Below are 14,638 nucleotides of genomic sequence, written 5' to 3'. Positions count from 1 at the left end.
TTATATTCTTTCGGCCAGCTCAACTGGCAAACTAGAGATCGATCTGACAGTGGTCCCCAAGAAAAAAAGTACTGGCTGAAGAGCTGTTTTCGGGGCTGCCTTGAATGGAAACCTGGTTTCCGATTAAGCTTCCGCTGATTTTCTTGGAGACATTGGCAAGTTGCGTATCCTCTAGGATAATACAATTTTCGATCTCACATTCTGTAATCCGGGTTCTTCTGCCCACTGTCGTATACGGTCCGATAAAGCTGTCCGTAATGACAGCATCATCGTCCAGATGAACTGGCCCCTGAATAATACTGTTCCGAATGGTCACATTATTTCCCATTTGGATTTTTTGGGCCAGCGCTGCATCAAACATCAAGCGATTTGCTTCAAGAATGTCGTCTAATTTTCCGGTATCCTTCCACCATCCCCGGATCAGATCGCAAGTGACCCTGGCCCCGTTTTCCAATTGATTTTGGATTGCATCGGTAATCTCAAGTTCTCCCCGACGGGACGGTTTGATTTTGTCAATCGCTGCAAAAATGCTGTTGTCAAAGGCATAGACTCCTGTGATGATCAAGTTGCTGATATACTTCTCAGGCTTTTCGTAAAGCGCTGTTACAAATCCGTCTTTCACCACCGCAACCCCGAATTGGGAAGGATTGCTGACCGTATGAAGCAATACGCTGGTGTTGGCCTTTTGCTGGTAGAAATTTTTAATGAAACTATCCAGCTCCATATTGAAGATGTTGTCTCCAAGGATCATCACAAAATCATCGTGGCCAAGAAAGTCGGCCGCAGTCCGAACAGCATGGGCAAGCCCCAGGGATTTATGCTGATGAATATAGGTGATTGCCGTGCTCCACGTTTCTCCGCTGCCGACCGTTTTTTTTACTTGTTCCTGCGTATCCCCAACGATAATTCCAATATCATGGATACCTGCCCTGGCTATCTTTTCAATAAGATAGATCAGAACTGGTTTGTTGACCAAGGGAAGAAGCTGTTTCGCCTTGGAATAGGTCAGTGGTCTAAGCCTTGTTCCGGTTCCTCCGCTTAAAATCAGAGCTTTCAAATTATTCTCCTGCCTTTAACCGATAAGATTTTCTATAAAGAGAGGGTTGTCTTTCTAATATAATATTGCACAAGAACCGCAATGGTGTAACCCCGGACAACTCCTCCCATATAATAAAGTGATAGTTGCCCTAACAGAACCTGAAGGAATGATCAAGTAAAAAGACGATTAAGGAGGGAGATATAGAAATGGTAGCGCCGCTCCTAAGCTATGTAACCTTTAACCGCCTGGGCCAGACAATCAGGAGCCTTTCAAGTGTCCTTGAAACGCCGGAAAACTTTGAATTAGCAATCGTTGATAATAATTCCACAGATGGGACCTGGAAATATATCCAAAGTCTAAAGGACAGGCGGATCAAATTTAAAACAAGGCTCCCTGTCAATCTAGGACAGGTCTACGCCTCAAATCTGAATCTGTCCAAGAGAAGAGATGATCAATATTTTATCGCTGTCGATCAGGATGTTGTGATTGAAAGCAAAAATTGGCTGACCTACATCCTAAGGGTGTTTAAAAATACTCCGAATATCGGTTTACTCAGTATTCATGCTGGGTTTCCGCCCCGAAATATGCCTCCGACTAACCCAGTCATCAAAAATGATTTGGTTTATCTGGAATTGACCAAGAACAGGTCTGATTATTCGCAGGATTATATGCCCGGTAGCATCCTGGCCTTGAGCCCTGATCTTATCTCTAAAATTGGTTTTTGGAGTGAAGAAAATAATTTTGGCAGCAGGGAGCTGTTTCTAAGGGCTAATCATTTTACAGCGTTTAAAACAGGAATTCTGATGAACGTGAACATTTCTATCCCACAACAAATAGTTTGCGGCAAATGTCCCGGTCAATCCTTCTGCCGTCTGTCAAAAAACGGAGAGACCAAAACCGGAGAAACCTGTTTTACCATCTACGAGAAATTAAACCAGAATAAATTATTCCGAGAACAATACCACTGGAAATTTGACGAAACAGTTAAGGATCTGCAGAGCGGTGCCCGTTCCCCATACTGCACTTCATTATTCAGTTGTAACTCCACTGCGGAGGAAACCTACAATCTTGACTGGGCAACCGAAAACTTTCAATTCTATGCATCCAAAGCCAACTGAATATTTGCCAGGGGAGAAAAAAATGATAAACAATGATGGTTTTTCTGAACCGGTCTATGTTACCGAACCTTTGCTGCCAGACTTGGCGGAGACTTACAGCATGCTCGAAATAATATGGCAAAGCAGGCAGCTCAGCAATAACGGGAAGATGGCCCAAGAACTGGAAAGAAAACTGGCTGCTTTCCTGGGCACCCGATATTTATCGGTTTTTGCAAATGGCACGAATGCCTTGCAAATTGCATGCAAAACCCTGGATCTGTCCGGGGAAGTCATCACAACCCCGTTTACCTTTGCCGCTACGGCCAACGCGCTGGCCTGGAATCATCTTACGCCGGTCTTCTGCGACATTGAAGAAGCCACTTTCAATATTGATGCCGACCGTATCGAGTCCCTGATTACGAATAAAACCACTGCCATCCTGCCGGTACACGTTTTCGGCCATCCGTGCGAGGTCGAAAAGATTGACCGGATTGCAGCAAGGCATAACCTGAAAGTACTTTATGACGGTGCCCACGCTTTTGGTGTGAAAATAAAGGATAAACCGATCGGCGCCTATGGAGATATCACCATGTTCAGCTTTCATGCCACCAAAATCTTTCACACCGTCGAAGGCGGTGCACTTATCTTTCGGGATCAGGACCTCCAGCAGAAAGCCAAGTGTTTGAGAAATTTTGGTCTAAAAGAAGACTACAGTGTGGACGAACCGGGTATAAACGGCAAACTGAACGAATTGCAGGCTGCTGTCGGCATTTTGCTCTTAAAAGAAGTGGAAGCTGAAATAACCCAAAGGAAATATCTTACCAACCTGTACCGGCAAGTGCTGGTTGATGTCCCTGGGATAACCGTCTCCCAGGAGGCTGAAGAAATTACAGCCAATTATCCGTATTTTGTTATCCGGGTTGATCCGGCCGCATACGGTATCTCCCGGGACGAGCTCTATAGCCGATTGTTAAGCTTCAATATTTTTTGCCGAAAATATTTTTACCCGCTCTGCAGCAATTTTAAGTGTTTTAAAGGTCTTCCTTCCTCCTCCGCAGACAATCTGCCCACAGCCAACAAAGTCGCGGAAAGTGTTCTGGCTCTGCCGCTTCACGGCAGAATGTCAGCGTCCGACGTTCAAAAAATAGGCGGCATCATCAGGGAGATAAAAATAAAAAGCAAATCAACAAAATTTTCAATTGAATTGGGCGTGTGATCATTGGCTATAAAAGATCTCATCATTTTTGGAGCCGGCGGCTTTGGCCGGGAAGCTACCGAGCTCGTTGAAGATATCAATACAGAAAAAAAACAGTGGAACCTGTTGGGCTATATCGACCAAACTCCGGCCAAACAAGGAAAGGTTATTAATAACTATCCTGTTCTGGGCAACCTGGACTGGCTCGAAAAAAACACAGGGCACCCTCTCTGGATTGTATGTGCGATCGCGAGACCGACGGATAAATACCGTCTGATCGCCAGCCTGTCCTGTTTTCAGCTGTATTTTGCCAACCTGATTCATCCCGCTGCCCGAATAAGCCACTCCGTTCAATTGGGCTGCGGCAATATCATCTGCTGGAACAGTTTTCTGTCGACGGATGTCAGGATAGGTAGTCACGTAGCCTTAAATCCGGGCTGCAGGATTGGCCACGATACGGCTGTCCGGGATTACTCCTCTTTATACTGGGACGTCACCCTGGCCGGAAACGTGCAGGTCCATGAAGGTTGTGAAATCGGTTCCAAAACTGTGGTGATCCCCGAAAAAGAGATTGGCAGGTGGAGCATCATCGGGGCTGGCGCTGCCGTCACTCGCAACATCCCGGAATACTGCATGGCCGTCGGTGTCCCTGCCCGACCAGTTAAACATTTAAAAGAATTGGTTGAAACCCATTCCCCTAAAGGACTGATGATATGAAGGAACTTTCTTCTATTTTGATCAAAACTGCGATACAGCTTGTTCTTGAAGCCATTAATCAGGCCCAAGCCTCTGCCCTGCAAAAACGCGTCAGCCCCTTCCCTGTTCAGGAAGCCGCTGACACCCCTGCTACGGAGATTTCTCAACAAGCGGTTCCAAAAAACATTGACTGGGAAGAATTAGACGACGCCACCATCCTTCAACAGATTCTAGATCCTGGGATCCTGGAAGAAATCATTGAACCTTCTGTACAGAACCCGACAGACGGCACCTCCCCTCCTCCTTTTATCAGCTATGTTACCTTCAACCGTCTCGGGCTTACCATGCAGAACCTAAACAAGATTTTGGATTCAGACGAAGATTTTGAAATGCATATCATCGACTGCAACTCCAAAGATGATACCTGGAATTATATCAAAAGCCTTCAGGACAAAAGAATTAAATCCAAAACACGCTTGAAGGTTAACCGGGGGCCAATCTATGTCCTGAACTACAACCTCAGAAAGAGAAAGCCCAACCAGTATTTCTTCACGATTGACAGCGATGTCTATATCAAGACCAAAAACTGGCTGACCAGGTATATGGAAATATTTGAAGCTTTTCCGGAAGTGGGTCTCTTAGGAACCATGCGGGATAACCCTTATCCGAGATTTCTCCCTCCCGTCATTCCTCAGGTCAAGAATGATCTATCCTATCTTCAGCTAAGAAATGCCGGCATTGATGTAATCATGGATTTTATTCCGGGATGTCTTCAGGGGTTACGGCCCGAGCTCATTGACCGGATTGGTTATTGGAATGAGGAATGCGGGTATGGCGATGCTGAATTATCGCCAAGGATTGTGCATTATACACCTTTCAAAGTCGGCTTTGTCACGACCGTGGAAATTGATATGACCCAGTTCATCGGCTGTGACAAGTGTCAGGCCCAAAGCCTCTGCACGCTGAACAGAAGCATAAAAACCTGCTTTATGCTGGCCAAGCAAGCCAACAGTAACGAAAGCTTTGCCAAAAAGGCCAAATGGAAATACCTCGAAATATTTCAAGAGCTAGCCGATGGAAAAAGAACAGCCTATTGCACTTCACTTTTGGACCCTGCATCCCGGGAAGGGAATTTGTACCATGATGCCTGGGCACTCGAGAATTTTGAATATTATTTGAGAAGATCGAACTGATCTTTACAAAATATGAACGAAGATGCTATACTTCTTTTCTGGACACAATCCGGTTGATCAGGATTTTTCAGATTTCAATAAAATATAATATGGTTTTTAATGTGTTGGGGCAAACTTCATGAAAGTGAAGGACGCAAAAGTCATGGGTCTAAATCAGGGAATTTGAAATGCATGCAATACAAAATGAATGGAATCCAAATGCATTTCCAGGATATTCTGACAGGATTGCCAGACTACAAGGATTTTGAACTTCTCAGGGGGGAGCAGTTTCTTTTATGGATCTGCTCTTTTTTATTTCAACTATTTTGTATATTCTAACCGGTTAGGCCAATAAAAATTGACCACACTAATGATGGAGGTGCACGATTCATGACCTTGATTCTGACCCTTGTTATTTTTGTAGCTACGTATGCACTGATCGTAACGGAGAAAATCCCGCGGGCTGTCGCCGCGGCCCTCGGTGCCTGTCTCCTGATTATTTTGGGTGTATTCCCGCAGGAAACTGCTGTGGAACACATCGACTGGAATACGCTGGGCTTACTTATCGGCATGATGATCATTGTCGATCTGACCAGACGTTCCGGTGTCTTCGGCTTTCTGGCTATTTGGGTCGCCAAGAAAGTCAAAGGCAATCCAATCAGACTGCTGATCTCTTTGGCTATACTGACTGCCGTTTTATCGGCTTTTCTGGATAACGTGACGACTGTTTTGCTGGTCGTTCCGGTTTCCATTGTGATTGCTGAAACCTTGAAATTAAACCCAATACCTTTTTTGATTACCCAGATTCTAGCCAGCAACATCGGGGGAACCGCGACGCTGATCGGTGATCCGCCGAATATCATGATTGCCGGACCGGCAGAGCTTACTTTTATGGATTTCATGGTGAACCTGGCACCTGTGACGATTGTGATCTTGGCTGTTACCCTATTGGGCTTTTATTTTCTTTATCGCCAAAAGCTAAAGACCGATAAGGAATCCATCGCCCTGCTGCTGTCGCAAAATGAATACAACTATATTAAAGACTGGGCCCAGCTCAAAAGAAGCCTGGCCGTGCTCGCTCTGACCATTGTCGGTTTTATGCTGCATGCCGTCATCCATGTTGAGACCGCTACGATTGCGCTGGCCGGAGGCATGCTGCTCATGGTGCTGAGCCATGAGGAACCGGAAGAGGTATTTCTGACGATTGAATGGCCGACGATCTTCTTCTTTACCGGATTATTCGTTTTAGTTGGAGGATTGGTCGAAGTCGGCGTCCTGGACAAAATTGCTGAATGGAGCCTTGGGCTTACCGGCGGTGTACCGGTCGTCATGGCGATGCTGATTGTCTGGCTTTCCGCTATTTTTTCAGCTTTCGTCGATAATATTCCATTCGTGGCCACCATGATCCCGTTGATTCAAAAAATCGGGGTTCTCGGCGGGCTGACCCCAGAACAGCTCCAGCCGCTCTGGTGGTCTCTGGCTCTGGGCGCCTGCCTGGGCGGAAACGGCACAATTGTCGGTGCCTCGGCCAACGTCATTGTCTCAGGGATTGCCGAAAAAAACGGCTATACGATCAGCTACAAAAAATACTTTCTGATCGGATTTCCGTTCATGATTCTATCCATTGTGATCGCCTCGGCGTATATTTTGCTGCGGTACTATTAGATTCTTTCTCTCTCTTCAAAATGAGTATGAAGCAATCTATGGGCAGTGTCACTGAAAGGCTGGCCCAGATATTCCTGATAAAGTTTTTGGATTTCTGAATTCTCATGAGATTTTCTGATCTTTTTATTTTTATCTTCCTGATAGATGGCTTCCTGACGCTTGCGGACAATTTCAAAATTGCCGTGATGGTAGGGCTGCCCACCTCCGGCAACACAGCCTCCGGGACAAGCCATAATTTCAATGGCTTCGTATTGATTCTTACCGTCCCTGATTTCCTCGAGCAGGGTCCGGGCGTTTCCGAGCCCGCTGGCAATGCCTATCCGTAGCATCTTGTCGCCGATTTGAACTGTGGCCTTTCGTAAGCCTCCATCTCCCCGGAGCTGCTCGAACTCAACTTTCTGTAATTCATCACCGGTCAGCCACTCATAAGCTGTCCTGAGTGCAGCTTCGATAACCCCGCCGCTAGTTCCGAAGATCACTGAGGCTCCTGTGGTTTCACCCAATGGTTTGTCATATTCACTCGAAGGCAGATTGATAAAATCCAGACCGGCTTCCTTGATCATTAGGCCAAGTTCCCGGGTCGTGACGACAATATCGACGTTATTATGCTCATCCTTAGTTAGTTCCGGACGCTTGGCCTCGGCTTTCTTGGCAATACAGGGCATGACGGAGACCACCACGATATTGTCCGGATCAATGCCATTCTTCTCGGCATAATAGGTTTTGACGATTGTACCGAACATAATATGCGGTGACTTGCAGGTGGAAGGCACTTCCAACAATTCAGGGAACTGATGCTCAATAAATTTGACCCAGGCCGGACAGCAGCTCGTAAGTATCGGAAGTGTTTTATTGTTCTGCAGACGGTAGATCAGTTCTGAGGCTTCTTCCATAATTGTCAAGTCCGCTCCAAAATCCGTATCGAAAACTGCGTTAAATCCGATACGCTTTAAGGCGGTTACAAGCTGGCCGGTTGCAATCGTCCCTGGTTCCATATCAAATATTTCTCCGATGGCTACGCGGATAGCCGGAGCAGTTTGGACAATCACATATTTATCCGGATCATTTAAAGCTTCCCATACTTTATCGGTATGATTAATTTCCGTAAGCGCTGCTGTAGGGCATACCTGAACACATTGACCGCAGTAAGTACAAGAAGACTCTACCATCGGAATGTTAAAGGCAGGGCCAACAAAGGCTTCAAATCCACGGCCGATCCCTGACAGGATACCGCAGGTTTGGACCTTATTGCACATCGTTTCACAACGCCGGCAGTAAATGCACTTGTTGGCGTCTTTGACGATTGCCTCACTGGATACGTCCTTCGGATAATTCATCCGTTCACCTTCCCAGCGGATATGCCGAACCCCTAATTCTGCAGCTAAGGCCTGAAGCTCACATTCTCCGTTTTTGGGACAGGTAAAGCATTCATTGGGATGATTCGATAACAGGAGTTCAACCGCCATTCTTCTGGCTGTAATCGCTGTAAGCGTATGCGTGAGTACTTCCATTCCATCCGTAATGGTGGTTACGCACGACGGGACAAGTTTATTCCGGTTTGTCTTCTCATCGATTAGCTCAACCATGCAGACCCTGCAGGAAGCCGTCTGATTGACCATTTTGATATCATGCAAATCCAGATGACATAAAGTTGGAATCCGAACTCTTGCTTTATGGGCGGCTTCCAAAATGGTGATGCCTTCAGGGACCCGTAGATATTGATGATTAATTTTAAAATCAATCATTTTTTTAGCAGGATGCGTTTGTTGAACGTGGGTCATGGTTAGCCTCCTTATGATTTCAGACCAATTTTATTCTTTGCTTGATAATGGCCTTCCCCCCGAGGATGGTCGATGTCTTTGATCAGGGCCAGGTATTCGTCCCAAAAATATTTCATGGTACTGATGACCGGGCTGGGCGCAGTCTGACCAAGCCCGCAGAGCGAACTACCTTTAACCATGTAAGCAAGCTGTTTGATGGCATCTAAATCCGCCATCGTTCCTTTGCGGCGGGTAATGAGATTCAGCTTTTCATATAACCGCTTGGTACCGATCCGGCAGGGGGTGCAGCGTCCACAGGATTCATCCATCGTAAACTCCAGGTAAAATTTGGCGATATTGACCATATTATCGGTTTCATCCATGATGATCATGCCCCCTGATCCCATCATGGACCCGATACTGAGCAGGTTATCATAGTCTAAAGGAATGTCCAGGTGTTTCTCCGGAATCACGCCTCCGGACGGTCCCCCTGTTTGAACGGCTTTGAATTTGTGGCCGTTGGGGATACCTCCGCCAATTTGAAAGATAATTTCTCGCAAGGTTGTTCCCATGGGGACTTCGACCAGGCCAACATTTTTGACTTTACCGACCAGCGCAAAAACCTTGGTCCCTTTACTTTTCTCAGTGCCAATGGAAGCGAACCAACTGCTCCCTTTGAGGATAATCGGAGAAATATTGGCAAACGTCTCCACATTGTTTACACAGGTCGGACAGCCCCAATATCCTTCTTCCGCAGGATAAGGCGGTTTAAAATTTGGCTCACCGCGTTTTCCTTCACAGGAGTTAATAAGCGCTGTTTCTTCCCCGCAGACAAAAGCCCCGGCTCCATATTTCAACTGGATATCAAAGGAAAAAGACATGTTGAAAATATTTTCGCCCAGGAAGCCCAATTCTCGGGCTTCCCGCAAAGCAATTTGCAGCCTAGAAATTGCCAACGGGTATTCGGCCCGAATGTAAATGAATCCGGTGGCGGCGCCAATCGCATAGCCACCGATCACCATGGCCTCTAAAATGGAATGAGGATCGCCCTCCAGAATGCTCCGATCCATGAAAGCCCCGGGGTCACCTTCGTCTGCATTGCAAATAATATATTTGTCCTTGTTTTCTTGATTCTTTGTAATTTCCCATTTGAGACCTGTAGGGAATCCTCCTCCGCCGCGGCCTCGCAGCCCGGATTTTTTTATTTCGTCTATGACCTGATCCTGGGACATTGTTGTCAGCACTCTTCCCAAGGCTTCATAGCCTCCGACCGCAATATAATCTAAGATATTTTCTGGGTTAATCAGACCGCAATTGCGCAGGGCAATCCGGTACTGTTTCAGATTTTTTGCTGTTTCTGACATCATAGCCTCCAAATAAATTTACGCACTTTGTAATCTACGCCCGCTTCTACACCCGGTCAAAGTTTATTTCCAAAGAGAGATTTTCAACTGCTTTGCCGTTTTTTATATGCTGCTCAATAATTTCCCGGACCTTGTCTTTGGTTACATTGCCATAGAGAACCGGTTGTTCGTCCGATTTATTTATCTGAACAGTTGGTTCCGAGTGACAGCAGCCAATGCAGCCAACTGGAACAACTTTGGCATTGGTTATGTTCTGGGCAGTGATCTCATCCAAAAAAGTATTGTAGGTCTCCCTTGAACCTGATGAGATGCCGCAGGTGCCCATCCCCACAAGAATTTTGATTTGTCCTTCCGGCTTTTGGCCGCCTTGTTCTATATTCATATTTTTTTGGTATTCTTCTTTAATTCTTTGTAAGTCCTCCAACGAACCAACTTTCATACCAGTATCTCCTTCCGGCGGTATGATTCGAGGATGGTATCTAGGTCCTCTTCTCTCACCCGGCCAAATACTTTGTCATCGATCATCATAACGGGAGCCATGCCGCAAGTGCCGATGCAACGAACATCTTTCAGACCGAAAAGACCGTCAGGTGTAATTTCATTAGATTCAATGCCAAGCTTTTCTTTCAGCCTTTCCATAATTTTATCCGCCCCTTTGACAAAGCAAGCTGTCCCCATACAGACACTGATCGTATGTTTTCCCCTTGGCTTGGTTGTAAAGTAGGAATAAAAGCTGACGACTCCGAATACTTCCGCTCCCGGAATTCCTAATTTCCGGGCAATAAAAAGTTGTACATCCCTCGGTAAATAGCCGAAAATATTCTGGGCCTTATGTAAGATTTCAATCAGAGCACTTTTCGTTGTTGGTAAACTGTTAATAAAAGCTTCCAGTTCCTCGAATTTTTCTCTGGGCAAATTTTCATTGGTTGGTTCCATAACATCGATTGCCTGTGGCTTAGTCATAGCAGGTACACGATCCTTTCCGATAACAGCAATGATTTTTCTGATCGTTTCAAGACGTTTTTACGGCAAAGAACTATTCAGTAATAGTTTGGAAAAATAGCATAGATTTATTCAGACAAGAGCTTGGCATAAAATAATGCAATGAACTTTTGCATATTCATTGCATTTCGGGTCAGCCATTATCTTGTTTTCTTTATTACTCATATCATCATTTTTAAATTACTTACGTTCCATTACACCTGCACAGCGAATAGAAAGATCTGCCCTCCAAAGATCATAGCAGTAAATATTCCGAGGGACAGAAACGGTCCGAAAGGAATCTCTGATTTCAGGGATCCTTTTTTGACTGTGATCAGTAACAGTGCAGTAAGACCTGCGTACAACGAACCAAGGAATAACGCCAACAGCACCGGTGGGCCCATAAAAAGCCCTGCTGCAGCCATCAGCTTGATATCTCCTCCGCCTAGGCCATCGGGAAAAAATAAGCTCAGAAAAAAAAGCGGTACGGAAGCCGCAAAAAAACCAATGACCCAAGTATACCACGCAGCTCCAAAATACACGCTCTGATAGACGCCGTGCAAAACACTTAAGCCCAACAGAAAAACGACCAGCTTATTCGGAATCACCCTTTTCTGCCAGTCAATAAACGACACGACAATCAGCACAGACAAAAGCATTGCCAGAAAAGCACTTTCCAGGCTCAGTCCATAGGTGAACCAGACAATCAGGTACAAGATCCCGTTCAGCAGCTCGACCGCGGGATAGACCGGGGAGATCAGCCCCCGGCAGTTTTTGCAGCGCCCCCGCAGAAAGAGATAGCTGAAAACAGGGATGTTCAGATACCACGGAATCAGCGTATCACAGTGCGGGCAGTAGGATCTCCCGCCAACAACGCTTTTCCCGATCGGAATCCGGTAAATGCACACATTCAGAAAACTGCCGATGACTAAACCATACAGTAGCACAATGAAAGAAATGATAATATTTTCGATCAAGACGGCACCACCTTTTTAATGCTGGAATTAATTAAAGGCCTAATGTGGATAAACAATCTCCGCCACAGTCCAGAAGATAATCAGTGATCCTACGAGTATTGGCAGAAACACCAGGATCGCCCTTTCCTTTTTCCCAACGATTGCAGCAATTCCGGCAATAAAGCCTGCTAATCCCAATGCAGCTACTGCAAACGTCGGCAAAGGCAATGCGCCCATCAATTTCAGCACGATCAATACAATAAAAGCAATGCTCAGTCCAGCCGACCATCGGCCGGAACGAGATTGGGGCCATAACTTTGTCTTCATATGATCATCCCTTCCTGTCACTTAACGCCTTCAACCTTATTATTGTATATATTCGAAAATTATTTTGATCGTTTCTAATCATTGATAAATAAGCTGTGCAGCAGAAGAAACAGAATCGTACAAAATCCCAGAATGATGGATATCCTGACGAGAATAGCGTTGTCTTTATGTTTACGTACCGCTTTTATTCCTGTAATAAAGGCTGCGATACTTGCTAAAAAAACGAGTACGGTTACATCCCATCAAAAGAGATGTTTAGCTAAAAAACACGTTCACAGCGACGCCGCAAAAACTCAGGATATAATACACGCCGATCAGAATCACCAGAAAAACCAGAACCGACCGCTCTTTCTTCCTGATAACAGCTTTCAGTCCAATAATGGCCGCTGCAATGCCTGCGGCAAAGATCAGAACGGTAATGACAACCTGAAGGGGATTATGCGAGATCAGTTCTAAGCCGGAGTACCCTTCCTTGTATGGAAGTACGGAACCCACGACAAACAAAATCCAGCTGACAATCACCAGGATGAAGGATTTTCTGCCGGACTTGCTTTTGGGTAAAATCGTGATTCTCATGACATTCACCCCTTTTTATAAAGAAAACTTGGCTGGTGCCAAGTCTTTGGCTGCTGCTTAGTTGCACTTAGATATACCAGAAAGTAATTATACTTTCTGATATACCCATAAAACCGACCTTGTTAGCGGTTAGAGTTGGTGGCTTCAATATTAATATACCATGGCTTACTGATATCGCCTATAGGCTTTCCGTTTATTCCCACTCAATCGTTCCGGGGGGTTTAGAGGTAATGTCATAAACCACGCGGTTCACACCGTGGACTTCATTGACGATCCTGTTCGAGATGACTTCGAGCAGTTCGTACGGCAGCTTTGCCCAGTCGGCCGTCATCGCATCGTCACTCGTGACCGCCCTTAAGACGATGGGATAACCGTACGTGCGTCCATCTCCCATCACGCCGACACTGCGGATAGAGGGCAACACCGCAAAGTATTGCCATACCTCCATGTGGAGTCCGGCTTTAATAATCTCTTCCCTGACAATTGCATCCGCTTCTCTTAAATGATCCAGCTTTTCCGGCGTGATTTCGCCGATGATACGGATTGCAAGCCCCGGGCCTGGGAATGGCTGGCGCCAGACAATCTCTTCCGGCAAGCCAAGTTCCAGTCCGACTTCCCGGACTTCATCCTTAAAAAGCATCCGTAAAGGTTCGATCAGTTCGAACTGCATATCTTCAGGCAGCCCGCCAACATTGTGGTGCGTTTTAATGGTTTCAGCCGTTTCGGTGCCGCTTTCTACAATATCCGGATAAAGCGTACCCTGTACCAGAAAATCAATCTGGCCTAACTTACGGGCTTCATCTTCGAACAGCCTGATAAATTCATTGCCAATCCGTTTGCGTTTTTCTTCCGGTTCGGAAATTCCTTTCACCTTAGCCATAAAACGTTCCGAAGCATCGACGAAATCCAGATTCAGGTGAAACTTTCCAATAAACGTATCCTTGACCTGCTCCGATTCATTCTTGCGCATAAATCCATGATCGACATAAATACAGGTTAGCTGATCCCCGATCGCTCTATGAACAAGCACTGCGGCGACAGAAGAATCGACCCCGCCGCTTAACGCGCATAAGACCTTTTTATCTCCGACTCTCTTCCTGATCTCCTGTACCTGGGATTCAATAAAGGATTCCATGGTCCAGTTGCCCTGGCAGCTGCATACCCTGTATAGAAAGTTCTCAAGCATTGCCTGTCCTTCCGGGGTATGTTTGACTTCGGGATGAAATTGGACGCCGTAAAAGTTCTTTTCCGGACAGTAGATTCCCGCAACCGGTGTATTGGCAGTAAAGGCAGCCCGGATGAAACCGGCAGGCAGTTCCAGCACTGAGTCCCCATGACTCATCCAACACTGACGAGCACCTTTGAGTCCGTGCCAGACCCCTTCATTATATTCAATCGTGATCTCTGTTTTCCCATATTCATGGGCTTGCGGTCTCTCCACACGTCCGCCTAGCTGTACGGTCATCAGCTGCATACCATAACAGATTCCGAGGATCGGTACCCCCAGTTCATAGATTGCCGGGTCAATGAAAGGCGCGCCCTCCTGATTGACACTAGCGGGACCTCCCGAGAAAATGATTCCTTTCGGGGCCATAGCTTTAATCTTCTCTACAGGGGTCTTATATGAAATCATCTCTGAATATACTTTTGCTTCTCTGACCCGGCGCGCAATCAGCTGATTATACTGTCCACCAAAGTCAAGAACCAACACCAGTTCACGTTCCACTTGCATCATCCTTTCAACATTTCAGTACTGAGACTTATGATATGATTTTTCTTAACTGGCAGTAAAATGGAGTAATCTCTTTTG

The 14,638-nt window shown here is 46.0% G+C and carries 14 protein-coding genes and 1 riboswitch; of the genes, 5 read left to right on the top strand and 9 right to left on the bottom strand.

All coding sequences use genetic code 11. The features are described 5' to 3' along the window. Positions 1-31: 31 nt before the first annotated feature. The gene (locus tag AB3489_RS03425; protein WP_368293948.1) at positions 32-1,057 is read right to left on the bottom strand and encodes a glucose-1-phosphate thymidylyltransferase; all 1,026 of its coding nucleotides are present in this window, start codon (positions 1,055-1,057) and stop codon (positions 32-34) included. Between the two features lie 188 nt (positions 1,058-1,245). On the opposite strand from AB3489_RS03425, the gene AB3489_RS03420 reads away from it, so the two are divergent. The 5 genes from AB3489_RS03420 to AB3489_RS03400 all read left to right on the top strand — a co-directional run bounded on the left by AB3489_RS03420 (position 1,246) and on the right by AB3489_RS03400 (position 6,864). Then, the gene (locus tag AB3489_RS03420) at positions 1,246-2,157 is read left to right on the top strand and encodes a glycosyltransferase (RefSeq protein ID WP_368293947.1); all 912 of its coding nucleotides are present in this window, start codon (positions 1,246-1,248) and stop codon (positions 2,155-2,157) included. Between the two features lie 25 nt (positions 2,158-2,182). Further along, a complete protein-coding gene (locus tag AB3489_RS03415) occupies positions 2,183-3,352 on the top strand; it encodes a DegT/DnrJ/EryC1/StrS family aminotransferase (protein WP_368294572.1) in 1,170 nt (389 codons plus the stop codon). Between the two features lie 3 nt (positions 3,353-3,355). Continuing rightward, positions 3,356-4,048 (top strand): acetyltransferase, encoded by a 693-nt coding sequence (locus AB3489_RS03410; RefSeq protein WP_368293946.1) that lies wholly within the window; start codon positions 3,356-3,358, stop codon positions 4,046-4,048. Further along, entirely contained in the window at positions 4,045-5,220 is a 1,176-nt protein-coding gene (locus tag AB3489_RS03405) for a glycosyltransferase family 2 protein (RefSeq protein ID WP_368293945.1), read from the top strand. Before AB3489_RS03410 ends, AB3489_RS03405 begins: the two co-directional genes overlap by 4 nt. A gap of 98 nt (positions 5,221-5,318) precedes the next feature. Further along, a riboswitch (cyclic di-GMP riboswitch) is annotated at positions 5,319-5,461 on the top strand. A 128-nt stretch (positions 5,462-5,589) separates the two neighbouring features. Beyond that, positions 5,590-6,864, top strand: a complete 1,275-nt coding sequence (locus AB3489_RS03400; RefSeq protein ID WP_368293944.1) for an SLC13 family permease — start codon at positions 5,590-5,592, stop codon at positions 6,862-6,864. On the opposite strand, the gene AB3489_RS03395 is transcribed toward AB3489_RS03400, so the two are convergent. The 8 genes from AB3489_RS03395 to guaA form a co-directional block, all read right to left on the bottom strand. Then, on the bottom strand, positions 6,861-8,645 hold the full coding sequence (locus AB3489_RS03395) for an NADH-dependent [FeFe] hydrogenase, group A6 (RefSeq protein WP_368293943.1): 1,785 nt from the start codon (positions 8,643-8,645) through the stop codon (positions 6,861-6,863). The two genes, AB3489_RS03400 and AB3489_RS03395, sit on opposite strands and share 4 nt — an antisense overlap. A gap of 11 nt (positions 8,646-8,656) precedes the next feature. Next, the gene (locus tag AB3489_RS03390) at positions 8,657-9,988 is read right to left on the bottom strand and encodes an NADH-quinone oxidoreductase subunit F (RefSeq protein ID WP_368293942.1); all 1,332 of its coding nucleotides are present in this window, start codon (positions 9,986-9,988) and stop codon (positions 8,657-8,659) included. 46 nt (positions 9,989-10,034) lie between these two features. Beyond that, entirely contained in the window at positions 10,035-10,427 is a 393-nt protein-coding gene (locus AB3489_RS03385; RefSeq protein ID WP_368293941.1) for a ferredoxin, read from the bottom strand. After that, the gene (locus AB3489_RS03380; protein WP_368293940.1) at positions 10,424-10,951 is read right to left on the bottom strand and encodes an NAD(P)H-dependent oxidoreductase subunit E; all 528 of its coding nucleotides are present in this window, start codon (positions 10,949-10,951) and stop codon (positions 10,424-10,426) included. Before AB3489_RS03380 ends, AB3489_RS03385 begins: the two co-directional genes overlap by 4 nt. A 233-nt stretch (positions 10,952-11,184) precedes the next feature. After that, positions 11,185-11,946, bottom strand: a complete 762-nt coding sequence (locus AB3489_RS03375; protein WP_368293939.1) for an A24 family peptidase — start codon at positions 11,944-11,946, stop codon at positions 11,185-11,187. A 39-nt stretch (positions 11,947-11,985) separates the two neighbouring features. Beyond that, positions 11,986-12,252, bottom strand: a complete 267-nt coding sequence (locus AB3489_RS03370; RefSeq protein WP_019225310.1) for a hypothetical protein — start codon at positions 12,250-12,252, stop codon at positions 11,986-11,988. A gap of 255 nt (positions 12,253-12,507) precedes the next feature. Continuing rightward, positions 12,508-12,828, bottom strand: a complete 321-nt coding sequence (locus AB3489_RS03365) for a hypothetical protein (protein WP_368293938.1) — start codon at positions 12,826-12,828, stop codon at positions 12,508-12,510. 193 nt (positions 12,829-13,021) lie between these two features. Beyond that, positions 13,022-14,554, bottom strand: a complete 1,533-nt coding sequence (gene guaA, locus AB3489_RS03360; RefSeq protein WP_019225302.1) for a glutamine-hydrolyzing GMP synthase — start codon at positions 14,552-14,554, stop codon at positions 13,022-13,024. Between the last annotated feature and the right edge of the window lie 84 nt (positions 14,555-14,638).

Origin of the sequence: Dehalobacter sp. TBBPA1 (assembly GCF_040931655.1) — a bacterium.
GTDB classification, from domain to species: Bacteria; Bacillota; Desulfitobacteriia; order Desulfitobacteriales; family Syntrophobotulaceae; genus Dehalobacter; species Dehalobacter restrictus.
This window is presented reverse-complemented; position numbering and strand designations above follow the sequence as displayed.

Excerpts from the sequence above, each read along its gene's own strand:
- AB3489_RS03395 (WP_368293943.1), bottom strand. The coding sequence starts at position 8,645 with ATGACCCACGTTCAACAAACGCATCCTGCTAAAAAAATGATTGATTTT.
- AB3489_RS03385 (WP_368293941.1), bottom strand. The coding sequence starts at position 10,427 with ATGAAAGTTGGTTCGTTGGAGGACTTACAAAGAATTAAAGAAGAATAC.
- AB3489_RS03405 (WP_368293945.1), top strand. The coding sequence starts at position 4,045 with ATGAAGGAACTTTCTTCTATTTTGATCAAAACTGCGATACAGCTTGTT.
- AB3489_RS03390 (WP_368293942.1), bottom strand. The coding sequence starts at position 9,988 with ATGTCAGAAACAGCAAAAAATCTGAAACAGTACCGGATTGCCCTGCGC.
- AB3489_RS03380 (WP_368293940.1), bottom strand. The coding sequence starts at position 10,951 with ATGACTAAGCCACAGGCAATCGATGTTATGGAACCAACCAATGAAAAT.
- AB3489_RS03400 (WP_368293944.1), top strand. The coding sequence starts at position 5,590 with ATGACCTTGATTCTGACCCTTGTTATTTTTGTAGCTACGTATGCACTG.
- AB3489_RS03370 (WP_019225310.1), bottom strand. The coding sequence starts at position 12,252 with ATGAAGACAAAGTTATGGCCCCAATCTCGTTCCGGCCGATGGTCGGCT.
- AB3489_RS03420 (WP_368293947.1), top strand. The coding sequence starts at position 1,246 with ATGGTAGCGCCGCTCCTAAGCTATGTAACCTTTAACCGCCTGGGCCAG.
- AB3489_RS03365 (WP_368293938.1), bottom strand. The coding sequence starts at position 12,828 with ATGAGAATCACGATTTTACCCAAAAGCAAGTCCGGCAGAAAATCCTTC.